Genomic DNA, 23,855 nt, shown 5'->3' with positions numbered 1-23,855 from the left:
GGGCGCTCGGCCGCCTGGTCGTTCCGGGTCGGCAGAACATGCCGATCTGGCTGCACCTGCTGATCGGTGTCGGCGCGGCTCTGCTGGGTACGGTGCTGGCGCGGGCGATGGGTATCGCGACCGAGACCGCTGGTATCGACTGGACCGAGCTGCTGGTGCAGGTCGTGGTGGCCGCGATCGCGGTCGCGCTGGTGGCCGGTGTCGGTGGCCGCCGCCGCGTCACCCGATGACGAGCAGCGTCACCCGGTAACAACCTGGCATCACCGCACCGCTCGAAAGAGCGCCCGGCCGAATGGCTGGGCGCTCTTTCGTGATGTCATGCCCGGGTTCGGCCCTGTTCCCTGGGCGCCCGCGTCCACGGGCTGCGGTACGGTCGCCACGCTTCGGCCTGCTGCCCACTGTCGTAAAGGATTTCTTCGTACTAAGGTGCGGCGGAGAAGGTTAGTTCCAGGCGACGCGAGGGGAGAAGTGGCGTGAACAGGTGGAAGCGGCTGGCCCCGGTCACTGCCGTGGTGGCCTCGGTCGCCATGGTGATGGGCGGCTGTGGGGGCTCCGGCGAGGAATCGACCGACGACAGCAAGCTCACGGTCTGGATGATGGGTGAGGGTGGCGACGCCCAGAACGCCTTCCTCGACAGCGTGGAGACCGAGTTCCGGCAGAAGCACCCCGACACCGATGTGGTGGTGCAGTACATCCCCTGGCTGGAAGCGCCCAAGAAGTTCCAGGCCGCGCTCGCCGGCGGTGCGGGCCCGGACATCACCGAGCTGGGCAACACCGAGACCCAGGGCTGGGCCGCGCAGGAGGCGCTCGCCGACGTGAGTGGTCGGATGGGTGGCTGGGCGGACGGCAAGGACCTGCTGCCCGACCTGGTGCGCAACGCGCAGCTCGACGGCAAGCAGTACGGCGTTCCCTGGTACGCCGGCGTGCGGGCCATCTACTACCGCACCGACTGGTTCGCCGAGGCGGGCGTGCAGCCGCCGAAGACGTGGGAAGAGCTGGTCACCGTCGCCAAGGCCGTGCAGGCCAAGAAGAAGGGCACCTACGGCATCGCGCTGCCGGGCAACTCCGAACTGCCCTTCTACTCCTTCCTCTGGGGCGCTGGCGCCGAGATCGCCACCAACCAGGGTGGCACGTGGAAGTCCGGCTACACGACGCCGGAGGCGCAGCGGGCCGTCAAGTACTGGACCGACCTGGTAACCGTGCACAAGGTCGCCCCGCCGGCCGCCGCCGGCTGGAACGAGATCGACGCGCGGACGCAGTTCGCCACCGGCAAGGCCGCGATGGCGTTCGCCGGTAGCTGGCAGCAGGGCGCCATCAAGAAGGACAACCCCGAGATCGAGAAGGTCTGGGGTACGTTCCCGATCCCCGGCCCGGACGGCAAGGCCGCACCCGGTTTCGCCGGCGGTTCGGACGTGGCGATCTGGAAGGACAGCGAGCGTCAGGACCTGGCCTGGGACTACCTGACCGTGCTGCTCAACAAGAAGAACGCGCAGAGCTTCGCGAGCAGCCTCGGTTTCTTCCCTGTCTACAAGGACCTGGTCGCCAGCGACACGTACGCCAACGACAAGGTGATGGCGGCCTTCGCCACCACCATGCAGAACACCAAGCTCACGCCGCTCACCCCGAAGTGGGTGGAGGTCAGCCGGACGAAGACGGTGACCCAGGCGATGAACAGCTCGGTCATGAAGGGTCAGAAGACGGTCGAGAAGGCTACCGCCGACGCGGCCGGTGAGATGGAAGGCATTTTGAACAGCAAGTGAGCTCACAGACCAAAAACCCGGAGACGTCCGCCGCGCGGGAGAACCCCGCGCGGCGGCGTCGCCGGGTCGACCGCCTGCCCTACCTGCTGCTCCTGCCCGCACTCGTCATCATCGGGGTGCTGCTGCTCTGGCCGCTCGGCCAGGTGGTGGCGATGTCCTTCTACCGGCTGAACAGCGTCCGGCAGTTGCGGGGCGACCGGGAGTGGCCGTGGGTGGGGCTCGGCAACTACACCGACATCCTCTCCGACCCGTTCTTCCTGACGGTGCTGCGCAACACGGTCCTGTTCGCCGCGGCGAACGTGTTGCTCACGATGGTGCTGGGCACCCTGGTGGGGTTGCTGCTCAACCGGCTCGGTCGCAAGATGGCGACCTTCGTGGCCAGTTGCGTGATGCTCGCCTGGGCGACCCCGGCGCTGACCGGCACGATCGTCTGGAAGTGGATTTTCGACGACACGAGCGGCCTGGTCACCTGGCTGTTCAACGCGTTGCCGGACGGGTTCTCGAACGCTCTGTTCGGCCGTAGCGACTGGACCGGCTACGGCTGGTTCAACTCGCCGCTGCTGTTCTTCGCCATCCTCACCCTGGTGGTCGTGTGGCACTCGTTCCCGTTCATCGCGGTGAGCGTGCTCGCCGGCCTCAAGAGCGTGCCGAGTGAGCTGCACGAGGCGGCCCGGGTGGACGGCGCGAGCCCGTGGCGGGTCTTCTGGAAGATCACCTTCCCGCTGCTGCGCCCGGTCTTCGGGATCCTGATCGTGCTCTCCACCATCTGGGACTTCAAGGTGTTCACCCAGCAGTTCGTCCTGGCCGGCGGCACCCAGGACCGCCCGACGTTCATGCTCTCCATCTACTCGTACGCCGAGGCCTTCTCGCCGCCGCCGAAGTACGGACTCGGCGCGGCCATCGCGGTGATCCTCACGCTGATCCTGCTCGTGGTCACCGGCTTCTACGTACGGATGGTGCTCAGGCAGGAGGACGAGTCGTGAAGAAGGTCGCCCTCAACGCCGCCGGGTTGCTGGTCGCGCTCTTCGCGGCGTTCCCGGTCTACTGGATGATCGCGACGTCGCTGAAGCCGAGCAGCGAGATCTTCTCGTCCACGCCGCAGCCGGTGCCGACGCATCCGACGCTGGCGCACTACCGGGAGATCCTCACCGGCAACCTGATCCCCGGGGTGACCTTCCTCGACTTCTTCCTCAACAGCGCGATCGTCGCGGTGTCCACGGTGGTGCTCAGCGGTCTGGTCGCCCTGCTCGCCGCGACGGCGGTGGCCCGGTTCCGGTTCAAGCTGCGGACCAGCTTCCTGATCATGCTGCTGATCGTGCAGATGATCCCGCTGGAGGCGCTGGTCATCCCGCTGTTCCTGATGATCCAGCGGCTCGGGCTCTACAACACCCTGCCCAGCCTGATCCTCACGTACCTCGGTTTCTCGTTGCCGTTCGCGGTGTGGATGCTGCGCGGTTTCGTCGCCGCCGTGCCCAAGGAGCTGGAGGAGGCGGCGGCCATCGACGGCGCGAGCCGCGCCCAGACGTTCCGACGGGTGCTGTTCCCGCTCGTCGCGCCCGGCCTGGTCGCGACAAGCATCTTCTCCTTCATCACCGCGTGGAACGAGCTGATCTTCGCGTTGACGTTCATCAACGACCAGGGGCGCTACACCCTGCCGGTAGCCATGACCTTCTTCTTCGGCCGGGACGACACCAACTGGGGGCCGGTCATGGCCGCCTCCACGCTGTTCACCCTGCCGGTCATCATCTTCTTCCTGCTGGTACAGCGGAAGATGGTCTCCGGTCTGGTCGCTGGCGCGGTCAAGGGCTGAGCGCGCGGCGGGGGACCGGTCAGGGCCCGCGCCGCCGCTAGGCTGGCCGCCATGACGGGCAGGCTGGCAGCGGTGAACCTCGGCATCGTGACCGAGGCGGAGTGGGCGGGCGACGCGAGTGGTCGCAGCGGCATCGACAAGCGGCCGGTCGAGGGATCGGTGGCGGTGCTCGCCGGTGGCCTGGCCGGTGACTTCGTCGCCGAGCGTCCGGTGCACGGTGGCCCCGACCAGGCGGTGTACGTCTATGCCGAGGAGGACGCCGCATGGTGGGCCGCCGAACTGGGCCGAGGCATCGGGCCGGGAGGTTTCGGGGAGAACCTGACCACCTACGCGGTCGACGTGACCGGCGCGGTGATCGGCGAGCAGTGGCAGGTCGGTTCCGCCCTTCTCCAGGTGACCAAGCCGCGGACGCCCTGCACGACGTTCGCCGGCTTCTGGGGTGTGCCCGACCTGATCCGGCGCTTCACCGTCCGTGCCAGCCCGGGGGCATACCTGCGGGTGCTGCGCGAGGGCGAGGTGGGCGCCGGCGACCCGGTCGAGGTGGTGGAGCGGCCCGCGCACGGGGTGACAATCGGTGAGGTGTTCCGGGCGACGAGTCTGGAGCCGGAGCTGCTGCCCCGGCTGCTCGACGCACCGGACCTGCCGGAGAAGCTCCGGGACAAGGTCCGCCGCCGCCTCGCCGGCCGTAGCTGACACGCGCAAGCCCCCGCCGAGCGGTGTCGGCAGGGGCTTGCGGAGAGCGGGTCAGCGCAGCCAGGGGATGTTGCGGTCGAGCAGACCGCGCTCCTTGAGCTCCTTGCGCAACGGGATCTCGTCGTCGACGTACCCGTCCCAGTTGATGCCCCAGTAGTTGGCGGTGTGGGTGCCCTCACCGATCAGCTGGCGCTGCACGGGCGTGCGGTTGCGGTACCACTCGCCGTTCACGTCCGGGTGCAGCTCGTCCAGGGGACGGATCCACCGGTAGGTGTAGCCGACGAAGAGCATCTTGCGGGTGATGGTCGACAGGTTCGTCGAGCGCGAGTGCCACTGCCGGCGGTCGAAGATGAACGCGTCGCCCGGGTTCGCGGTGATCTCCACCGTGCCCTCCGGGTCCGGGTTGTGCACGCTGAGGTCCTTGGGACGGTCCAGCGAGTTCCACAGGTGGCTGCCCGGGATGACCTTGGTCGCGCCACGGCCGGTCTCCGACAGGTCGGAGAGCACGTACCCGACCTTCAGCGAGAACATCGGCCGGGGCAGGTTCGGGTCCATCGTCTCCGGGTCGGAGTTCTGGCGGTACCCGTCCTGGTGCCAACCCCAGTACGGCTTCTCCGGCTCGGCGGCCGGCGGAGTGACGTCCAGGTGGTTGTGGTGGGTGTAGATGTTCCAGCCGGCCAGCCCCCACATATACGGGAAGGCGATCGGGTGGGTGAGCAGCTCACCGAAGAGCTCGTCGCGCTCCAGGAAGCCCAGCAGGTGCAGGGTGCCGTCCTTCTTGGTGGCGCCCTTGGCCTGCTCCTCCGCGTAGACGCGGTCGACCGCCGCCTCCAGCGCCGCCCGGTGGTCCTCCGTCAGGACGTTGCGCAGCAGGAGGAAACCCTGCTCGTGGAACTCCTTGCGGTCAGTGTCGCTGATCGGTTCGTAGCCGGTCCGGTCGCCGTAATCGAACACCGCGTCGTACCCCTCCCCATGAGGTGAAACCATTTCTGGCACAGGCCGCCGATCGTAACGCGAGTGCCGGAACGGTGGGAGGGCGAGCGGCGGGGGTGCGGCCCCGGGCCGGACCGCGCGCAGCGGTACCGGTGCGCGGAGTCACATTTACGTGATCACCGGTGAGGCTTGCGGTTTTTGTCCGATTGTGCGGTCACTGCCGGTTAAGAGATCCGGGTCGCTCAGCCCTCGGCGAAGACCTCGGCCACCACCTGGCCCGCGGGGCCCTGCGCACCGGTCACCCGGCCCCAGGTGCCGTTGCGGGCGGTCCACTCCAGGTCGCCGAAGCGGACCCGCTTCACCCCGTGGTCCTGGGCGTGCGAGACCAGCCAGTGCGCGTACCGCCAGCCGTCGCGTTGATCGTGCGCGGTCACCGCCAGGCCGGTCTGGCTGGCCTCGTCGGCGCTCGGCACACCCCAGTCCAGCACCAGGTTGCGGGTCAGCTGCGCGGCCGCCGCCGCGCCGTGCATCACCGGGGTACGCCCCACCGTGCAGGCCACCGCTTCGGTGGCGTCACCGAGCAGGGCCTTGGTGAGCACCTCGGAGTCGTCGGCCCACTTCTGGTACGCCTCGGGGAACGCCGAGCGCTGCACCCGCTGGGCGGCGTCGGTGACCCGCATCTTCTCCCAGCCGCGCACCTTTTTGAGCGCCTTGTAGAACCTGTTCGCCGCGTAGCGGGGGTCGCGAATCTGCTCGGGCGTGCCCCATCCCTTGCTCGGGCGCTGCTGGAACAGCCCGAGCGAGTCGCGGTCACCGTGATCGAGGTTGCGTAGCCCCGACTCCTGGTACGCGGTGGCCAGCGCGACCACCACGGCGCGCTCGGGCATGCCGCGCTGGACGCCGATCGCCGCGATGGTCGCCGCGTTCGCCATCTGCTCCACGTCCAGGACCACCCGGCCGTCGGCCTGGACCGTGCAGGTGCGTCCGGCCAGTGGCAGCCGCAGTTCGTCCCCGACCCGCCGGATCACGAGCCAGATCGCGATCACGGCGACGAGGATCAGCACCACTCCACCAGCCACGGCTGCCCGAGTTCGCACCCACACCCCCTCATCGACAGTTCGACAAGCGTACGTCCCCGTTGGTGTCGTCCGGGTCGTCCGGACCGTTTCGGGGTTCGCTCGGCCGTCGCGTACCGATCGGGACCTTCCCGCTCCGGGCCCGATCTCACCTGCGGGTTTCGCAGAAGGGCCGATCGAGTGTGTCTGGCGCGTCACCATGCGTCAATGACCGGAAGAGATTCGCTGGTCAGGGACTTTCCCGGTTGACACGTCAATCGGACGGGTCGTGGACAGCTGAGGAGGAGTTCGATGGGAACGCTGGACGGCAAGGTCGTACTGATCACCGGCACCGGCGGCGGTCTGGGCCGCGTCGCGGCGCTGACCTTCGCCCGCGAGGGTGCCAAGGTCGTCGGGGCCGACATCCAGGTCGACGGCAACAACGAGACCGTCGACCTCGTCCGGGCCGCGGGCGGGGAGATGACGAGCATCGCGCCCGTCGACCTGACCGACCCGGAACAGGCCCGCACGCTCGTCGAGGACGCCGTGGCCGCCTACGGGGGGCTCGACGTGGTCTACAACAACGCGGCCGCGCTGCGCTTCGGCCCGCTGCCGGACTTCTCGGTCGAGGACTGGCGGTACACCATCGCCGGCGAACTCGACATTCCGTACCTCGTGTCGAAGTTCGCCTGGCCACACCTGGTCCGGCGCGGCGGCGGCGTCATCATCAACGCCGCCTCGATGGCCGGGATGATCGCCGGTCACGTCCCGCCGATGGTCGGGCACACGGCGGCGAACGCCGGCGTCATCGGCATGACGCGACAGCTCGCGCTCGAAGGCGCGCCGCACGGCATCCGGGCGGTCGCGGTCAGCCCCGGGCCCATCATCAGCCCGGCCAGCGAGCGCGACCTCGGCGACAACCAGGCGGCCCGGGACGCGATCATCGGCAAGACGATGCTCAGGCGGTTCGCGCAGCCCGAGGAGGTCGCCGAACTGGTGGTCTTCCTCGCCTCCGACCGCGCGTCGTACATCACGGGCGCCAACTACCCGGTCGACGGCGGCGCGACGGCGTGGTGACCGATCTCGGGGCGCCGCCGCTTCCGGGCGGGGCCCCGACCCGCCCCCTCAGGCAGAGCAAAGGACGTGCGGAGGGCACCGGCACCCCGTCGGTCACCGCAACCGGCCGACGCCCCCGGTCCTACCCGGCATGATCGGCGGAACCACCGTCCAGGGCGGCCACCCACCGAGGTGTCCGCTTCGCGCGGAACGCGGTGACGCCCTCGCGACCCTCCTCCGACAGGAAGTAACCCGTCGAGAGGGCGGAGAGGCGGGCCAGGTCGCCGCGCAGCTCGGCGGTGGTCGGCCGGCGCAGCAACTCCTTCGCGCCGGCCAGCGCGCCGGGCGCGCCGCGTACCAGGGAGTCGCAGTAGCCGCGCACCGCGTCGTCCAGCTCCTCGGCCGGCACCGAAGCCGTGACCAGGCCGACCGCAGCGGCACGACGCCCGTCGAAGGTGTCCCCGGTCAGGTACAGCTCGGCCGCGGCGCGGGGGTGCAGCCGGGGCAGCACGGTCGCCGAGATGACCGCCGGGATCACCCCGATACGTACCTCGGTGAACGCGAACGTCGCCTCGTCGGCGCAGACCGCCAGGTCGGCGGCGGCGATCAGGCCCAACCCGCCCGCCCGCGCCGGCCCGGCGACCCGCGCGAGCACCGGCTTCGGGCATTCCCAGAGCGCCGCGAGCACGTCGCCCAGCATGCCGGCGGGCACCGTCCCGCTGGCGTACGCCGCGGCGGTCTCCTTCAGGTCCGCGCCGGAGCAGAAGACCGGGCCCGTGTGGTCGAGCACGATCATCCGGACCGCGTCGTCGGCCACCGCGTCCGCCAGCCCGGCCAGCAACTGGGTCATCAGGGCGGTGGAGAGCGCATTGCGGTTGTGCGGGCTGTCCAGGGTGAGGGTGGTCACCCCACGGGCCGTGGCGACCCGCACGAGGACGTCGGGAGAGGTCATGCCGGGCACACTAGTGGCCATGCCCGGCGTCCTTCCAGATGGTGAGACCGTCCCCGTCGACGGATCGCTGCCCGCCACCGCCACCACGGCGGTCGGCGCGCGCGACTTCGGCGTGTACGTCCACGTGCCGTTCTGCGCCAGCCGCTGCGGCTACTGCGACTTCAACACGTACACGGCCAGCGAGCTGGGCGGAGGCGTGAGCCGCGAGTCGTACGCCGACTCCGTGCTGGCCGAGCTGGCGCTCGCCTCCCGGGTGCTCGGCGACAACCCGCCGCCGCGTGTCGACACCGTCTTCGTCGGCGGCGGCACGCCCACCCTGCTGCCCGCCGACGACCTGGCCCGCATCCTCGAGGGCATCGACCGCACCTGGGGGCTCGTCGCCGACGCCGAGGTGACCACCGAGGCCAACCCCGAGTCGGTCACCCCGGAATCGTTGCGGCGGCTGCGGGCGGCCGGCTACACCCGGATCTCGCTGGGCATGCAGTCCGCGTCGCCGGGGGTGCTGGCGATCCTGGACCGCAAGCACAGCGCCGGCCGGGCCACCGCCGCCGCCCGGGAGGCGCGCGAGGCCGGGTTCGAGCACGTCAACCTGGACCTGATCTACGGCACCCCGGGGGAGCGGGCCGAGGACTTCGCCGCCACGCTGGAGCAGGTCGTCGCCGCTGGGGTCGACCACGTCAGCGCGTACGCCCTCATCGTGGAGGACGGCACCCGGCTCGCCGCCCGGATGAAGCGCGGCGAGCTGCCGTACCCCAGTGACGACGTGGCGGCGGACCGCTACCTGGCCGCCGAGGCCGCCCTCGACGCGGCCGGCCTGTCCTGGTACGAGGTGTCGAACTGGGCGCGCACCGAGGCGGCCCGGTGCCGGCACAACCTGCTCTACTGGACCGGCGCCGACTGGTGGGGCCTCGGGCCGGGCGCGCACAGCCACGTCGGCGGGGTGCGCTGGTGGAACGTGAAACACCCCACGACGTACGCCCAGCGGCTGGCGGCCGGCGCGTCACCCGGCCTGGCCCGCGAGGTGCTCACCGCCGACGAGGCGCACATGGAGGACGTGATGCTCCGGGTGCGGCTCGCCAGCGGCCTGCCGTTGGGAGTGCTCCACGCCGCCGGCCGGGCCGGCGCCGAGCGGGCCCTCGCCGACGGCCTGCTGGACGCCGGGAGGTACGCCGCCGGCCGCGCGGTGCTCACCCTGCGCGGCCGGCTGCTCGCCGACGCCGTCGTGCGCGACCTGCTGCCCTGACGTGCCGGGACCGGCCGGGGGAGCGGCCGGCCCGGATCACTTGACGAGGTTGGCCGAGAGCGGGTAGCGGTACTGGCTGCCCTCGTTGGCCTTGATGCCGGCGATGATGCCGAACACGGCCCCGAGGACGACGGCCGCCGCAACGCCGATGAAGCCGATGAGGATGCAGGACAGCACCCAGCCGACCAGGCCGACGATCGACCAGATGAGCTGGAAGTTGAGCGCCGACACGGCGTGCGCCCGGACGGTCGGGGACTGGTTGCCCCGGGCCAGCAACGCCACCAGCGGAGCGATCCAGCCGAGCACGCCGCCGCTGATGATCATGCCGGCCGCGCCACCGAAGTGCGCGACCAAGGCCCAGGTCTTGTCCTCGTTGTTGGCGTAGCCGCCGCCGGGGCCGCCGTACGCGCCGCCCGTCGGATAGCCGCCAGTCGCGCCACCCGGCGGGTAACCGCCCGGTGGGGGGTAGCCACCCGGCGGAGGGTAGCCGCCCGACGGCGGTTGGTCACCGGTGGGCGGCGGATAGCCACCGGCCGGGGGATAGCCGCCCGGGCCGGGTGCCCCGGACAGTGGTGCGGTGGGCGGCTCGCCCGAGTAGGACGAGCCGGGGGAGGTCGGCTCCGGCGGATAACCGCCGGGGTCTCCCGCGCCGGGAGGGCGAGGTGGTTCAGTCATGGTTGTCACGGTAGGTGCCGATGGCAATGTCGCACCAGTGCGAGTCCGTCGGGCCGGCCCGACGGAACGGACGGCGACGACCTTGATCATCGCGTCGGCGGGGGCACCGACGTAGACTGGCACTCGTTACAGTCGAGTGCCAGGACGGCCGGTCGGCCCGGATGGGCCGGCGGGCCGACGTGCGACAGGAGGTGCGGAGGATGGGTCTGGACGACCGGAAGCTCGCCGTGCTCCGCGCCATCGTCGAGGACTACGTCTCGACCCAGGAGCCGGTCGGCAGCAAGGCGCTTGTCGAGCGGCACCAGCTCGGGGTCTCCCCGGCGACGGTCCGCAACGACATGGCCGTGCTGGAGGAGGAGGGCTACATCCGGCAGCCGCACACCAGCGCCGGCCGGGTGCCCACCGACCGTGGCTACCGGCTCTTCGTCGACCGGCTGTCCCGGGTCAAGCCACTCAGCCCGGCCGAGCGGCGCGCCATCGAGCGCTTCCTCGTCGGCGCCGTCGACCTCGACGACGTGGTCCACCGCACCGTACGGCTGCTCGCCCAGCTGACCCGCCAGGTGGCTGTCGTGCAGTACCCGAGCCTCGCCCGCTCCTCGGTGCGACACCTGGAGCTGGTGCCGATCTCCACCACCCGGCTGATGCTCGTCATGATCGCCGACACCGGCCGGGTGGAGCAGCGGCTGGTGGAGCTGCCGGGGCCGGTGCCCGCCGAGGACGTGACCGACCTGCGTCGCCTGGTCAACGAGAAGCTCACCGGTGAGCGCCTGTCGGACACGCCTCCCCTGGTGCAGGCGCTGGTCGAGGAGGCGCCGGTGCAGCTGCGCCCCGCCATGACCACGCTCTCCACCGTCCTGCTGGAGACGCTTGTCGAGCGGCACGAGGAACGCATCGCCCTGGCCGGCACCGCCAACCTGACCCGGGGTGGTCTGCTCGACTTCCAGGGTTCGCTGCGGCCGATCCTGGAGGCGCTGGAGGAAGAGGTCGTGCTCCTCAAGCTCATCGGCGAGACCGAACCCAGCACGACCCGTGTGCTGATCGGCGACGAGAACGAGTTCGACAACCTGCGCGCCGCCTCGGTGGTCAGCACCGGGTACGGCCCGGGGGCCACCATCGTGGGCGGCCTTGGGGTGCTGGGGCCCACCCGGATGGACTACCCCGGCAATATCGCCATGGTGCGCGCCGTGGCACGCTACGTGGGCGAGCTGCTGGCCCAGAACTGACCAGTCAGGGCCGACGGCCGGCTGCGGCCGCCGGTCGGCGCAACGCGAGACGAACATGAGGACACGGAACGCAGTGGCCAGGGACTACTACGGCATCCTCGGTGTCAGCCGGGAAGCCTCCGATGACGAGATCAAGCGCGCCTACCGCAAGCTGGCGCGCCAGTTCCACCCGGACGTCAATCCGGACCCGGAGGCCCAGGAGAAGTTCAAGGACATCAACGCCGCGTACGAGGTCCTCTCGGACGATCGGAAGCGGCAGATCGTCGACCTGGGTGGCGACCCGCTCGCCCCGGGAGGCGGGGGCGCGGGCGGCCCTGGTGGTCCGGGCGGTGCCGGCCCGTTCGTCGGCTTCCAGGACATCATGGACGCCTTCTTCGGTGGTGCCGCAGGCGGCGCCGGCCGTGGGCCGCGTCCACGGACCCGTCCGGGCGCCGACGCGATCCTGCGCCTCGAACTCGACCTGCACGAGACGGCGTTCGGCGTCGAGGCCCCGATCACCGTCGACACCGCTGTGCTCTGCACCACCTGCTCGGGCGCGGGCACCGCGGCCGGCACCCACCTGGCGACCTGCGAGGCGTGCGGTGGCCGCGGCGAGGTGCAGTCCGTGCAGCGCACCTTCCTCGGGCAGGTGGTCTCGGCCCGGCCGTGCACCGTCTGCCAGGGCTACGGCACCACCATCCCGCACCCCTGCCCCACCTGCGCCGGCGACGGTCGCGTACGCACCCGCCGGTCGCTGACCGTCAAGATCCCGGCCGGCGTCGAGGACGGCATGCGGATCCGGCTGGCCCAGCAGGGTGAGGTCGGCCCGGGCGGTGGCACCGCCGGCGACCTCTACGTGGAGATCCACGAGCGCCCGCACGACGTCTACTCCCGCAAGGGGGACGACCTGCACTGCCGTGTCACCGTGCCGATGACGGCCGCCGCGCTGGGTACCCGGCTCACCATCAAGACGCTGGACAGCGAGGAGATCGTCGACGTCAAGGCCGGCACCCAGCCGGCCAGCACGCTGCGGCTGCGCGCCCGGGGCGTACCGCACCTGCGCGGCACCGGCCGGGGCGACCTCTACGTGCACCTCGACGTGCGGACGCCCACCAAGCTCGACCCCGACCAGGAGAAGATGCTGCGCGACTTCGCCAAGACCCGGGGCGAGGAGGTCGCCGAGTTGACCAAGCAGGGCGGCTTCTTCTCCCGGATGCGCGACGCGTTCAACGGCCACGCCTGAGGTGTCCGCGCCGCTGTTCCTGGTCGACGCGCTGCCCACCGGCGACGCGTTGACGCTCGACGGCCCCGAGGGGCACCACGCCGCCACCGTGCAGCGGCTGCGGGTCGGCGAGGAGCTGCTGCTCGCCGACGGCCGGGGTGGCACGGCCGCCGCCGTGGTCACCGCCGTCGGCCGGGGCAGCCTGGAGGTCGCCGTCACCTCCCGGGGGTACGCGGACGCGCCCGTACCCCGGATCGTCACCGTGCAGGGCATCGCCAAGGGTGACCGGGGCGAGCTGGCCGTGCAGGCGATGACCGAGGTCGGGGTGGACGAGATCGTGCCCTGGGCGGCGTCACGTTCGGTGGCGCAGTGGCGCGGCGACCGGGGCGTACGTGCCCGTCAGAAGTGGGTCGCGACCGCCCGCGAGGCCGCGAAGCAGGCCCGCCGGCCCTGGTTGCCGGTCGTGGCCGGCGCGCCGGACGAGTCCACCGCCACGGTGGCCCGCCGGATCGCCGGTGCCGCCGCCGGGTTCGTCCTGCACGAGGAGGCCGACGAGCGGCTCACCACCGCCGAGCTGCCCTCCACCGGTGAGATCGTCCTGGTCATCGGCCCGGAGGGTGGCATCGCCCCGGCCGAGCTGACCGCCTTCCGCGAGGCCGGCGGCCGGCCGGTACGACTCGGGCCGGAGGTGCTGCGTACCTCCACGGCCGGCGTGGCCGCGCTCAGCGTGCTCGCCACCCGCCTCGGCCGCTGGTAGACCCAGCTCCGGTTGCCGGTGGGTCGTGTCCGGCCCGGTTGCGGTGGGTTGTGCCCGCCGCGGTTGTGGTTGCGGTGGGTCCTGTCCTCGTGTCCGGCCTGGCCAACCTTTGTGCGCGTCCTTTGCTCTGCTTCAACCGACGCAACACTTTCGGCCGTTGAGTGTTGCCGTGGTTGAAGCAGAGCAAAGGACGCGATGAGCAGGTGGGGGAGACCTGGCCGGTCGTCGGTCGGGCCGGCACCTGACACGACCGCGTTGCCGGCGACTGGGCTGGCGGCGGCGGGGCTGGCGGCGGCGGGGCTGCGGCGGTCAGCTGCGCAGGTAGGAGGCCCCGTTGAGGTCGACGATCGTGCCGGAGGCCCACTCCGCCTCGGGTGAGGCCAGCCAGTGCACGGCGGCCGCGATCTCCTCCGGCCGGGCCACCCGGTCGAACGGGCTCTGCGCCCGGATCGCCGCGCCCCGCTCGCCGCGCAGGTGCTCGGTCGTCATGTCGGTCGCCACAAAGCCCGGCGCCACCGTGGCGATCGTGATGCCGTACGGCGCGAGCGCCACCGCGAGGGACTGGCCCAGCGCGTTCAGCCCCGCCTTGCTGGCACCGTACGCCGGCTGCTCCGGTTCACCGCGGAACGCGCCCCGGGACGACACGTTGACGATCCGGCCGCCCCGCGCCCGCAGGTGCTGGGCGGCGCACCAGACCACGTTCCCGGCGCCGGTCAGGTTGGTCTCCAGCACCTGACGCCAGCGCGCCTGCCACTCGGCGTACGAGGTGCCGAAGATCGGGTGCGGGACGTCCCGGTCGCCGTACGTCCCGGCGTTGTTGACCAGCACGTCCAGGCCGCCGAGCTGCTCGGCGGCCTGGTCGACCATGGTGCGTACGGCGTCCGGGTCGGTGAGGTCGGCGCGGACCACGACGTGCCCCGAGCCGGGCAGCCGGGCGCGCAGTTCCTCGGCGGCCTCGGCGGAGTCGCGGTGGTGGATCGCCACCCGGTCCCCGCTGGCGGCGAACGCCTCCACCACGGCCCGTCCGATGCCGCGCGAGGAACCCGTCACCAGAATCGCCCGATCCGTCATGCCGGCCATCCTGCCTCAGCCGTACCCCGCCGCGAACAGGCCGTCGGCGCATGCCGCGCCGGAGCGCCTCCGGCCCGTCAGTCCCTACACTGCCCCGATGGGATCCGACTGCCTGTTCTGCCGCATCGTCGCCGGGGAGATCCCGGCCACCGTGGTCCGCGAGACCGACACCACGCTCGCCTTCCGCGACATCGACCCGAAGGCCCCCGTGCACGTCCTGGTCATTCCGAAGGAGCACTACGCCGACGTCGCCACCCTCGCCGAGGGTGACCCGGCGCTGGCCGGTGCGGTGCTGGCCACGGCCGCCGCGGTGGCCGAGGACGAGGGGCTGCTCGGCGACGGGTTCCGGCTGATGTTCAACACCGGGGCGTACGGCGGGCAGGAGGTCTTCCACGCGCACGCCCACCTGCTCGGTGGCGCGCCCCTGGGCCCGATGCTCGCCCGGGACCTGACGTGACGGTCGGCCCGCACCCGTACACCCGTCTGGACCGGCTGGTCCGCCGGGTGCAGGCCGACGCCCGCGTCCCGGCGGTGTCGGCGGCGCTGCACCGGGCCGACCGCCCGCTGTGGAGCTGCACCGTCGGCGGCACCGGCACCGACAGCCCGTTGGGGCCGGGCACCCAGTTCCGGATCGGCTCGGTCACCAAGACCTTCACGGCGGTGCTCACCCTGCAGTGCCGCGACGACGGTCTGCTGGATCTGGACGACCCGGTGGGGCGGCACCTGGACCTGCCGACGCACGGTGAGCTGAGCGTACGCCGGCTGCTCTCGCACACCGGCGGCCTGCAACGCGAGCCGTTCGGCGACGTCTGGGACACCCTGCACGCGCCGGACGCCGAGCAGTTGGTGGCCGGGCTGGACCGCGCCGAGCAGGTGTTGCCCACCGGCCGGCGTTTCCACTACTCCAACCTCGGCATGGCGGTGCTCGGCCTGCTGGTGGGCCGACTGCGCGGCGGACGTTGGGCCGAGGTGCTCGCCGAGCGGATCCTGACGCCGCTGGGGCTGACCGACACGACCGTGGGCCCCCGGCCCTCGGCGGCCACCGGCTACCTGGTCGACGCGTACTCCGACGAGGCGCACCCGGAGCCGCCCACCGACTTCGGCGCTGTCGGCCCGGCCGCCCAGCTCTGGAGCACCGCCACCGACATGGCCCGCTGGGCGGCCTTCCTCGCCGACCCGGCGGCACTCGACCCGGCCGGGGCGGTGCTCACCCCGGCCACGCTGGACGAGATGCGCTGGCCGTTGACCACCACCGACGAGACGCTCTGGGGCACCGGCTTCGGCCTCGGCCTCATCCTGATCCCGCAGGGCGAGCGGGTGGTGCACGTGGGGCACGACGGGGCGATGCCCGGTTTCCTCGCCGGTGTCTACGGCCGCCGGGGCGGCGACGGCACGGCCGGGGCGATGGGCGTCGCGGTGCTCGGTTCGTCCGGTACGGCGGCGGAGCTGTTCGACCTGCCGCACCAACTGCTCACCGAGGCGGTCGAGCAGGACCCCGCCGACATCGTCCCGTGGACGCCCGGCGCGCCCGCCCCGACGCACCTGCGGGGGTTGCTCGGCCGCTGGTGGGGCGAGGGTTTCGAGTACGCCTTCTCCTGGCGGGACGGGACGCTGCGGGCGCAGCGCGCCGTCGACCCCGCGGGGCGCCCGCCGGCGGTCTTCGCCCCTCTGCCGGATCGGCCGGACGTGTTCCGGACGGTCTCCGGGCGGGAGGTCGGCGAGCTGTTGCGGCTGACCCGCGACGAGGCCGGAACGGTGGTACGGATGCACTGGGCGACCTACCGGTTCACCCGCCACCAGGAGACCTTCGACCGGTACGACTTTCGGGCCGGTGGTTGATCGCGGCCAGCGGAAATGGACGCGATGCGGCCCGCGTTGACCCGATACGATGGGTGTAACGTCCGCACGCCGTGCCAGCAGGGCCGGCGCCGAGATCGAGAGCAGGTGCGCAGGGCCCCTCGGCCCGACCCATGACTGGCACCCCACCTCCCGGCCCGCCCCGGGTGCAGACCAGGATCACCGTGCCCGACCCCAAGATCATGGTCAACCTGCTCGGCGCGGGTGACGAGATCCTGCGTCTCGTCGAACGCTCGGTCGCCAGCGACGTGCACGTGCGGGGCAACGAGATCACGATCACCGGCGCCCCCGCGGACAACGCCCTCGCCGAGCGGGTCTTCAGTGAGCTGCTCGAACTCATCGAGAAAGGCGAGACCCTGACCACTGACGCCGTCCGGCGTACCGTCGGCATGCTCGAGCAGGGCAGCGCCGAGCGGCCCGCCGAGGTCCTGACGCTCGACATCCTCTCCCGCCGTGGCCGCACCATCCGTCCGAAGACGCTCGGGCAGAAGCGGTACGTCGACTCGATCGACTCGAACACCATCGTCTTCGGCATCGGCCCGGCCGGCACCGGCAAGACCTACCTGGCGATGGCGAAGGCCGTCCAGGCGTTGCAGGCCAAGCAGGTCAACCGGATCATCCTGACCCGGCCGGCGGTCGAGGCGGGTGAGCGGCTGGGCTTCCTGCCCGGCACGCTCAACGAGAAGATCGACCCGTACCTGCGCCCGCTCTACGACGCGCTGCACGACATGCTCGACCCGGAGTCGATCCCGAAGCTGATGGCCGCCGGCACGATCGAGGTCGCGCCTCTGGCGTACATGCGCGGAAGGACGCTCAACGACGCGTTCATCATCCTGGACGAGGCGCAGAACACGACGCCCGAGCAGATGAAGATGTTCCTGACGCGGCTCGGCTTCAACTCCAAGATCGTCGTGACGGGTGACATCACCCAGGTGGACCTTCCCGGCGGGACGAGCAGCGGCCTGCGGGTCGTCCGGGAGATCCTGGAAAACGTCGACGACGTGCACTTCGCCCAGTTGTCCAGCACCGACGTGGTTCGCCACCGGCTGGTCGGGGAGATCGTCGACGCGTACGCCCGCTGGGACGCCGAGCGGGAGAACCAGCAGGCGCAGGGCGTCCATGCCGTGCCCGGGCGACCCGCCCAGGGCGGCCGGGCCGGCCGTCGCCGCTAAAGCAGAGGAAAGCAGTTGTCCATCGAGATCGCCAACGAGTCCGGTGTCGAGGTCGACACCGACGCCGTGCTCGCCGTCGCCCGGCACGCCCTCGACGAGATGGGGGTCAACCCCCTCGCCGAGCTGTCCGTGCTGCTGGTCGACATCGACTACATGACCGAGCTGAACCACCGCTGGATGGGTGGGGACGGCCCGACCGACGTGCTCGCCTTCCCGATGGACGAGGGAAGTGTCGACCACGGCCCGGGCGAGACCGCCCCGGCCGGCGGCGAGCCGGCCCTGCTCGGTGACATCGTGCTGTGCCCCGAGGTGGCGGCCAAGCAGGCGGCTACCGCCGGGCACGCCCCGGCCGACGAGCTGCACCTGCTCACCGTGCACGGTGTGCTGCACCTGCTCGGCTACGACCACGCGGAGCCGGAGGAGGAGCGGGAGATGTTCGCCCTCCAGGCTCGACTGTTGACGAGCTGGCGGTCGACCCGCACCCAGTGATGTCCACTCCCTCGTTACTGGCGGTCGGCCCCACGGCCGGCCTTCCCGACCTGCAACTGATCGTGTTCGCGGCCGGCCTGGTGGTGCTGGCCGGTGTGATCGCGATGACCGAGGCGGCGCTCGCCGCGGTCTCGCCGGCCCGGGCCGCCGAACTGGCCCGGGACGGTGTGCGCGGCGCCCGTACCCTCCAGGTCGTGGCCGGGGACGTCGTCCGGCACCTCAACCTGCTGCTGTTGCTCCGGCTGCTCGCCGAACTGACCGCCACCACGCTCGTGGCGTTGGTCGCGGTGGACAGCTTCGGGGCGGGTTGGCGGGCAGCGCTCGTCACCGCCGGCGCGATGACCGTGGTCAGCTTCGTGGTGGTCGGTGTCGCCCCGCGCACCATCGGCCGGCAGCACGCGTACGCCGTGGGCCGGGCGGTCGCGCCTCTGGTCCGCTGGCTGGGTCGCGCGCTCAACCCGCTCGCGTCGCTGCTCATCCTGATCGGCAACGCGGTCACCCCGGGGCGGGGCTTCCGGGAGGGACCGTTCGCCAGCCAGGTCGAGCTGCGCGAGCTGGTCGACCTCGCCGAGCAGCGCGGCGTCGTGGAGCACGGCGAGCGGCAGATGATCCATTCGGTCTTCGCGCTTGGCGACACCATCGCTCGTGAAGTGATGGTGCCGCGTACCGAGATGGTGTGGATCGAGGAGGGCAAGACCCTCGCCCAGGCGCTGGTGCTGTTCCTGCGATCGGGTTTCTCCCGCATCCCGGTGATCGGCGAGAGCGTCGACGACGTACTCGGTGTGCTCTACCTCAAGGACCTGATCCGCCGGTCCCGCGGCGGTGACCCGGACGCCGAGCAGGTGCCGGTGGCCGAGTTGATGCGCCCGGCGACCTTCGTGCCGGAGTCCAAGCCGGTCGACGACCTGTTGTCGGAGATGCAGGCGGCGCGCAACCACTTGGTCGTCGTGGTCGACGAGTACGGCGGCACCGGCGGCCTCGTCACCATCGAGGACATCCTGGAGGAGATCGTCGGTGAGATCACCGACGAGTACGATGTCGAGCGCCCGCCGGTCGAACGCCTCGCGGACTCCTCGGTGCGGGTGACCGCCCGCCTGCCGGTGGAAAACCTGGGCGAGCTGTTCGACACCGACCTGCCCACCGACGAGGTGGAGACGGTCGGTGGCCTGCTCGCCCAGTCGCTGGGGCGGGTGCCGATCCCCGGAGCGCAGGCCGACGTGGCCGGCCTCCGGCTGGTCGCCGAGGGCACCACGGGCCGGCGCAACCGGATCGACACCGTCCTGGTCAGCAGGGTGGAGTCGGGCGACGAGCAGGACACCGACGGGCGCGGCGACCACGCCGGCCCCGGGGACGACCCGGATCATTATCGAGACGAGGAGAGGCAAGCCGCCGATGCCTGAGACACCCGCCGCGCCCACCGCCCGGCCCACCCCCGGCGCGCCGGCGCCGCTGAGCGCTGAGGACGGCAAGCTCGTCGTTCTGGCCCGGGGCGCCCGCGCGCGGGTCGGTGCGGTGGAGGGCGCCGCGGTCCGGGATCAGGACGGCCGGACGTACGCGGCGGCCAGCGTCGCGCTGCCCTCGCTGACCCTCACCGCGTTGCAGTTGGCGGTGGCCTCGGCTGTTGCCGCCGGGGCGAGCCGGCTGGAGGCGGCGGCGGTGGTGACCGAGGCGTCGACGCTGGACGGCGCGGGTCATGCCGTGGTGCGCGACCTCGCGGCGGATGCGCCGATCCATGTCGCCGCCCCGGACGGCACGGTCCTCGGCACGGTGACCGAGTGAGCCCGGTGCAGGATGCACAGGCCCGCCCGTACCGGGCCGGGTTCGGCTGTTTCGTCGGGCGACCCAACGCCGGCAAGTCCACGCTGACCAACGCGATCGTGGGCACCAAGATCGCGATCACCTCGAACAAGCCGCAGACCACCCGGCACGTCATCCGGGCGGTGCTGCACCGTCCGGAGTCCCAGCTGGTCCTGGTGGACACGCCGGGCCTGCACCGCCCCCGTACGCTGCTCGGTGAGCGCCTCAACGACCTGGTCCGCTCCACCTGGACCGAGGTCGACGTCATCGGTCTGTGCATCCCGGCGGACGAGCCGGTGGGCCGCGGTGACCGGTTCATCACGGGCGAGCTGGCCGAGCTGAAGGCGACAGTGCTGGCCGTGGTCACCAAGACCGACCTGGTCGACAAGCGGCGGCTGGCCGAGCAGTTGCTCGCGGTCAGCGAGATGGGCGAGTTCGCCGAGATCGTGCCGGTGAGCGCGGTCTCCGGCCACCAGGTGGACACGCTCGTCGACGTGATGACCAAATACCTGCCGCCGTCGCCGCAGCTCTACCCGGACGACATGCTGACCGACGACCCGGAGCAGGTGATGGTCGCGGAGCTGATCCGGGAGGCGGCCCTGGAGGGCGTCCGCGACGAGCTGCCGCACTCCATCGCCGTGGTGGTCGAGGAGATGATCCCCGAGGGTCAGGTCATGAAGATCTACGCCGACCTGTACGTGGAGCGGCCCAGCCAGAAGGCGATCGTGCTCGGCCACCGGGCCAGCCGGCTCAAGGAGGTCGGCACCAACGCCCGCCGGCAGATCGAGGAGTTGCTCGGCTCGCGGGTCTATCTGGACCTGCACGTGCGGGTCGCGAAGGACTGGCAACGCGACCCGCGGCAGTTGCGCAAGCTGGGTTTCTGAGGGTTCGCCGCCGGCCCGGTCGGGCGGCGCGGGCGTCGGCGGGTCCGTGGGACGGGCCGACGCCCGGCGATCGTCAACGCTGGGTGATCGTCACGTCGCCACTGCCGGCCGAGGCGTCGAGCACCAGGGACGCCGCCGGGTCGTCCGTCACGGTGATCCGTGCGTCCCCGGAGCCGGTGTTGGAACGGACCCGGTAGCTGCCCGCCGGCACGAGCAGCGAGACGTCGCCGCTGGAGGCGTGCGCCCGCGCCGAGGCCGCCGCCTCCATCTCGACGGTCACGTTGCCGGAGCCGGCCTCGGCGTCGGTGGCGCCGGCCACGCGGCGGGCGCTGACGTCGCCGGAGCCCGCCCGCAGCCGTACCGTCGAACGGGCCTCGCTCAGGTCGATGTTGCCCGAGCCGGTCTCCACGTCGAGCGCCCCCGTGACCTCGGTCATCCGCACGTCGCCCGAGCCGAGTCGCAGCTTCACCGCGCCCACCTTGGTCAGCTCGACGTCCCCCGAGCCGCTGTCGCCCTGCACGGTGACCCCCTCGGGGACGGTCACCTCGTACGACACGCTGCACCGGTCGCCGCAGTCGGTGTTCAACACCAACTCGCTGTCCTTGATCTCGTACCGTGCCTTGGGTTCGCCGCCCTGGTAGCGCACCACCCGCTTGATCCGCGCCTCGCCCGCCGCGCCGGTGCCCCGGACGATAACGTCACCGGAGCCCCCGTCCACCCGGATGGTGGTGATCTTCACCGGCTCGGTGTCGTCGTAGTCCAGCCGTCGGAAGGACAGGTTGTCGCACCCGGCCAGCAGGATGAGGGCGGTGGACAGCCCCAACGCGACGGGTGCGGTGGCCCGGTGACGACGGGCGGCGGTGCTCTGGTGCAGTGCCATGGCCAGCACGCTACGGGCGGTCATCGGCCCGGCGCATCGGGGTTCATCCGCGCGTCCACCCCGAAGCGACCCTGATTTCACACCCCGAGGGAGAATGGTCCGATGGCCGGGTATCGCCGACAGCTCTACCGCGACGACGCGGTGGTGCTGCGCGTGCAGAAGCTCGGCGAGTCCGACCGGATCATCACCCTGCTCACGCGTCGGCACGGCCGGCTGCGGGCGGTCGCCCGGGGGGTCCGCCGCACCATGAGCAAGTTCGGCGCCCGGCTGGAGCCGTTCGGTCACGTCGACCTGCAACTCGCCGGTGACCCCAAGGGCAACCACGGCAGCTCACTGCACACGGTCAGCCAGGTCGAGGGGATCGACCTGTACGGCAAGCGGTTCCTCGGCGACTATCCCCGCTACACGGCGGCCAGCGCGATCGCCGAGACGGCCGAGCGGCTGACTCCCGTCGAGCGGGAGCCGTCGCTGCGACTGTTCCAGCTCACCGTGGGGGCGATGAAGGCGCTGTCCCGGGGTGAGCACGACACCACCCTGGTGCTCGACGCGTACCTGCTGCGGGGGATGGCCCTCGCCGGCTGGGCGCCGGCCCTGACCGCCTGCGCGGTCTGCGGCACCCCCGGGCGGCACCGCGCGTTCTCCGTGCCGGCCGGCGGCGCGGTCTGCCCGGACTGCCGACCGCCCGGCGCGGCCCATCCCGCGCCGGCCACCATCGACCTGATGTCCGCGCTGACCACCGGCGACTGGGTGGTCGCCGACGCCACCGACACCGGTGTACGCCGGGAGTGCAGCGGTCTGGTGGCGGCGCACCTCCAGTGGCACCTGGAACGCGCGTTACGCTCGCTGCCGCTGGTCGACCGGGGCACCTCGGTCACCGGCACGGTCCCGCCACCGGGCGGTGGTGGGGCTGGGATGCTCCGGTCGCGCGGTGACGTCGAGGCGGGGGCTGCGATGTTCCGACCGGGCGGTGACGTCCAGGCCGGAGCGGACGGCACGAGCAGGGAGAGAGCCGAGTGATCCGATCGACGAGGCGCGAGCCGACGCCACCGAAGCCCCACCCGTCCGGCGCCCGGCCGCCGGCGCTGCCCCCGGGGGCCGTGCCGAAGCACGTGGCCATCGTGATGGACGGCAACGGCCGGTGGGCCAAGGAGCGCGGGTTGGCCCGCACCAAGGGCCACGAGGCGGGAGAGCACAGCCTCTTCGACACCATCGAGGGTGCGATCGAGATGGGCATCCCGTACCTGTCGGCGTACGCGTTCTCGACCGAGAACTGGCGGCGCTCGCCCGACGAGGTCCGGTTCCTGATGGGGTTCAACCGGGACGTGATCCGTCGACGTCGTGACCAGCTCGTCGACCTGGGCGTGCGGGTGGTCTGGTCGGGGCGTCCGGGGCGGCTGTGGAAGAGCGTCATCTCCGAGTTGCAGACCGCCGAGGAGATGTCCCGCGGCAACTCCACCCTGACTCTGCAGTTCTGCGTCAACTACGGCGGTCAGGCCGAGATCGGCGACGCCGCCGCCGCCATCGCGCGGGACGTGGCGGCCGGTCGACTGGACCCGGCGAAGGTCAGCGAGAAGACCGTCGCGAAATACCTGTACCACCCGGAGATCCCGGAGGTGGACCTGTTCCTGCGGCCCTCGGGCGAGGAACGGATCTCCAACTTCCTGCTCTGGCAGACCGCGTATGCCGAGTTGGTCTTCCTGGACACGCTCTGGCCGGACTTCGACCGCCGCCACCTCTGGTACGCCTGCGAGCTGTACGCCCAGCGGGACCGGCGCTTCGGCGGCGCGCTGCCCAACCCGGTGGCCCCGACGGCCTGAGGAAGGCTTACCCACACGTCACGCTGGGTATCAGAGACGTCAGAAGCCACTGACGGAGGTGAACCCACATGATCCAGAAGCGCATTGCCCAGTGGGCGGTGATGGCCGTCGCGGTGCCACTGGCCGCGGCCGGCGCCCGCCGGCTCAGCCACACCCTGGAGGCCCGCCGTGGTCCCTCCGGGGCGACCCGGCTGCTGACGAAGGGCGCGGACCTGATCCGCCCGCAGAAAGCCAAGCGTCGCCGATTCTGGTAACGCGAAAACACCCCGAGGCGCCGCCCCGCACAAGACGTGCAGAGCGGCGCCTCCCCCTGTACCCGCGCCCCGCGCCCCGCGCCCCACCCCCGCGCGATGGTGCCGCCGATCTTGCACTTTCGGTGGCGACAAAAGGTGTGGAAGTGGACCGATCGACCACCATAAGTGCAAGATCGGCGGGGCGGGGCGGGGCGGGGCGGGGGCGGGGCGGGGGGGGGGGGGGGGGGGGGTGGGGGGGGGTGGGGAGATAGGATGAGGGTGGGGAGGGGAGAGAGA

Annotated in this window: 26 protein-coding genes; 20 read left to right on the top strand and 6 right to left on the bottom strand. The window is 71.6% G+C overall.

All coding sequences use genetic code 11. The features are described from left to right. The 5 genes from ABZV06_RS27880 to ABZV06_RS27860 all read left to right on the top strand — a co-directional run. A partial coding sequence (locus ABZV06_RS27880) for a GlsB/YeaQ/YmgE family stress response membrane protein (protein ID WP_355625170.1) occupies positions 1-230 on the top strand: 230 nt, incomplete at its 5' end. A gap of 243 nt (positions 231-473) precedes the next feature. Continuing rightward, positions 474-1,760, top strand: coding sequence for a sugar ABC transporter substrate-binding protein (locus ABZV06_RS27875; protein ID WP_355625168.1), 1,287 nt, complete (start codon positions 474-476; stop codon positions 1,758-1,760). Then, entirely contained in the window at positions 1,757-2,743 is a 987-nt protein-coding gene (locus ABZV06_RS27870) for a sugar ABC transporter permease (RefSeq protein ID WP_355244102.1), read from the top strand. Before ABZV06_RS27875 ends, ABZV06_RS27870 begins: the two co-directional genes overlap by 4 nt. Continuing rightward, positions 2,740-3,570 (top strand): carbohydrate ABC transporter permease, encoded by an 831-nt coding sequence (locus ABZV06_RS27865; RefSeq protein ID WP_355244105.1) that lies wholly within the window; start codon positions 2,740-2,742, stop codon positions 3,568-3,570. Before ABZV06_RS27870 ends, ABZV06_RS27865 begins: the two co-directional genes overlap by 4 nt. 51 nt (positions 3,571-3,621) lie before the next feature. Next, positions 3,622-4,263, top strand: a complete 642-nt coding sequence (locus ABZV06_RS27860) for an MOSC domain-containing protein (protein ID WP_355244107.1) — start codon at positions 3,622-3,624, stop codon at positions 4,261-4,263. A 51-nt stretch (positions 4,264-4,314) separates the two neighbouring features. Here the strand turns inward: ABZV06_RS27860 and ABZV06_RS27855 are convergent, their stop codons facing one another. Further along, positions 4,315-5,217, bottom strand: coding sequence for a phytanoyl-CoA dioxygenase family protein (locus tag ABZV06_RS27855; RefSeq protein ID WP_355244109.1), 903 nt, complete (start codon positions 5,215-5,217; stop codon positions 4,315-4,317). Between the two features lie 221 nt (positions 5,218-5,438). Next, on the bottom strand, positions 5,439-6,299 hold the full coding sequence (locus tag ABZV06_RS27850) for a hypothetical protein (protein ID WP_355244111.1): 861 nt from the start codon (positions 6,297-6,299) through the stop codon (positions 5,439-5,441). A 264-nt stretch (positions 6,300-6,563) separates the two neighbouring features. Here ABZV06_RS27850 and ABZV06_RS27845 point away from each other — a divergent pair, with 264 nt between their 5' ends. After that, positions 6,564-7,328: an SDR family NAD(P)-dependent oxidoreductase gene (locus ABZV06_RS27845; protein WP_355244114.1), complete on the top strand. Its 765-nt coding sequence runs from the start codon at positions 6,564-6,566 to the stop codon at positions 7,326-7,328. 121 nt (positions 7,329-7,449) lie between these two features. Here the strand turns inward: ABZV06_RS27845 and ABZV06_RS27840 are convergent, their stop codons facing one another. Beyond that, positions 7,450-8,259, bottom strand: coding sequence for an enoyl-CoA hydratase-related protein (locus ABZV06_RS27840; RefSeq protein WP_355625166.1), 810 nt, complete (start codon positions 8,257-8,259; stop codon positions 7,450-7,452). A 19-nt stretch (positions 8,260-8,278) separates the two neighbouring features. On the opposite strand from ABZV06_RS27840, the gene hemW reads away from it, so the two are divergent. After that, complete coding sequence (hemW, locus tag ABZV06_RS27835; RefSeq protein ID WP_355625185.1) at positions 8,279-9,502, top strand: radical SAM family heme chaperone HemW; 1,224 nt, start codon at positions 8,279-8,281, stop codon at positions 9,500-9,502. Positions 9,503-9,538: 36 nt separating this feature from the next. Here hemW and ABZV06_RS27830 read toward each other — a convergent pair whose 3' ends face one another. Next, complete coding sequence (locus ABZV06_RS27830; protein WP_355244119.1) at positions 9,539-10,177, bottom strand: DUF4870 domain-containing protein; 639 nt, start codon at positions 10,175-10,177, stop codon at positions 9,539-9,541. A 200-nt stretch (positions 10,178-10,377) separates the two neighbouring features. Between ABZV06_RS27830 and hrcA the strand changes: the two genes are divergently transcribed. The 3 genes from hrcA to ABZV06_RS27815 all read left to right on the top strand — a co-directional run bounded on the left by hrcA (position 10,378) and on the right by ABZV06_RS27815 (position 13,358). Beyond that, a complete protein-coding gene (gene hrcA / locus ABZV06_RS27825) occupies positions 10,378-11,400 on the top strand; it encodes a heat-inducible transcriptional repressor HrcA (RefSeq protein ID WP_355244122.1) in 1,023 nt (340 codons plus the stop codon). A 73-nt stretch (positions 11,401-11,473) separates the two neighbouring features. Continuing rightward, entirely contained in the window at positions 11,474-12,622 is a 1,149-nt protein-coding gene (gene dnaJ, locus ABZV06_RS27820) for a molecular chaperone DnaJ (protein ID WP_355244320.1), read from the top strand. A gap of 1 nt (position 12,623) precedes the next feature. Further along, entirely contained in the window at positions 12,624-13,358 is a 735-nt protein-coding gene (locus ABZV06_RS27815) for a 16S rRNA (uracil(1498)-N(3))-methyltransferase (protein ID WP_355244125.1), read from the top strand. 309 nt (positions 13,359-13,667) lie between these two features. On the opposite strand, the gene ABZV06_RS27810 is transcribed toward ABZV06_RS27815, so the two are convergent. Next, positions 13,668-14,429 (bottom strand): SDR family oxidoreductase, encoded by a 762-nt coding sequence (locus tag ABZV06_RS27810; protein ID WP_355625165.1) that lies wholly within the window; start codon positions 14,427-14,429, stop codon positions 13,668-13,670. Between the two features lie 97 nt (positions 14,430-14,526). Here ABZV06_RS27810 and ABZV06_RS27805 point away from each other — a divergent pair, with 97 nt between their 5' ends. The 7 genes from ABZV06_RS27805 (at position 14,527) to era (ending at position 20,628) form a co-directional block, all read left to right on the top strand. Continuing rightward, positions 14,527-14,886, top strand: coding sequence for a histidine triad nucleotide-binding protein (locus ABZV06_RS27805; protein ID WP_355244131.1), 360 nt, complete (start codon positions 14,527-14,529; stop codon positions 14,884-14,886). Beyond that, positions 14,883-16,268, top strand: a complete 1,386-nt coding sequence (locus ABZV06_RS27800; RefSeq protein ID WP_355625163.1) for a serine hydrolase domain-containing protein — start codon at positions 14,883-14,885, stop codon at positions 16,266-16,268. The genes ABZV06_RS27805 and ABZV06_RS27800 overlap by 4 nt, the downstream gene beginning before the upstream one ends. 131 nt (positions 16,269-16,399) lie before the next feature. Next, the gene (locus tag ABZV06_RS27795; protein WP_355244137.1) at positions 16,400-17,458 is read left to right on the top strand and encodes a PhoH family protein; all 1,059 of its coding nucleotides are present in this window, start codon (positions 16,400-16,402) and stop codon (positions 17,456-17,458) included. 15 nt (positions 17,459-17,473) lie between these two features. Further along, positions 17,474-17,947, top strand: a complete 474-nt coding sequence (ybeY, locus tag ABZV06_RS27790; RefSeq protein WP_355244140.1) for an rRNA maturation RNase YbeY — start codon at positions 17,474-17,476, stop codon at positions 17,945-17,947. Beyond that, entirely contained in the window at positions 17,923-19,347 is a 1,425-nt protein-coding gene (locus ABZV06_RS27785) for a hemolysin family protein (RefSeq protein WP_355244323.1), read from the top strand. Before ybeY ends, ABZV06_RS27785 begins: the two co-directional genes overlap by 25 nt. Then, entirely contained in the window at positions 19,340-19,726 is a 387-nt protein-coding gene (locus ABZV06_RS27780) for a cytidine deaminase (RefSeq protein ID WP_355625161.1), read from the top strand. Before ABZV06_RS27785 ends, ABZV06_RS27780 begins: the two co-directional genes overlap by 8 nt. Next, complete coding sequence (gene era / locus ABZV06_RS27775) at positions 19,723-20,628, top strand: GTPase Era (protein WP_355244144.1); 906 nt, start codon at positions 19,723-19,725, stop codon at positions 20,626-20,628. The genes ABZV06_RS27780 and era overlap by 4 nt, the downstream gene beginning before the upstream one ends. A 73-nt stretch (positions 20,629-20,701) precedes the next feature. Here the strand turns inward: era and ABZV06_RS27770 are convergent, their stop codons facing one another. After that, positions 20,702-21,508: a DUF4097 family beta strand repeat-containing protein gene (locus ABZV06_RS27770; protein WP_355625159.1), complete on the bottom strand. Its 807-nt coding sequence runs from the start codon at positions 21,506-21,508 to the stop codon at positions 20,702-20,704. A gap of 102 nt (positions 21,509-21,610) precedes the next feature. On the opposite strand from ABZV06_RS27770, the gene recO reads away from it, so the two are divergent. From recO to ABZV06_RS27755, 3 genes are all read left to right on the top strand, one after another. Continuing rightward, a complete protein-coding gene (recO, locus tag ABZV06_RS27765; protein WP_355625157.1) occupies positions 21,611-22,525 on the top strand; it encodes a DNA repair protein RecO in 915 nt (304 codons plus the stop codon). Next, entirely contained in the window at positions 22,522-23,325 is an 804-nt protein-coding gene (locus tag ABZV06_RS27760; RefSeq protein WP_355244153.1) for an isoprenyl transferase, read from the top strand. Before recO ends, ABZV06_RS27760 begins: the two co-directional genes overlap by 4 nt. A 68-nt stretch (positions 23,326-23,393) precedes the next feature. Beyond that, complete coding sequence (locus ABZV06_RS27755; protein WP_334630275.1) at positions 23,394-23,579, top strand: hypothetical protein; 186 nt, start codon at positions 23,394-23,396, stop codon at positions 23,577-23,579. Positions 23,580-23,855: the final 276 nt, after the last annotated feature.

The organism is Micromonospora sp. NPDC005172, assembly GCF_040608555.1.
Lineage (GTDB): Bacteria > Actinomycetota > Actinomycetes > Mycobacteriales > Micromonosporaceae > Micromonospora.
The sequence above is the reverse complement of the archived record's forward strand: the minus strand, read 5'-3'. Positions and strand labels throughout refer to the sequence as shown.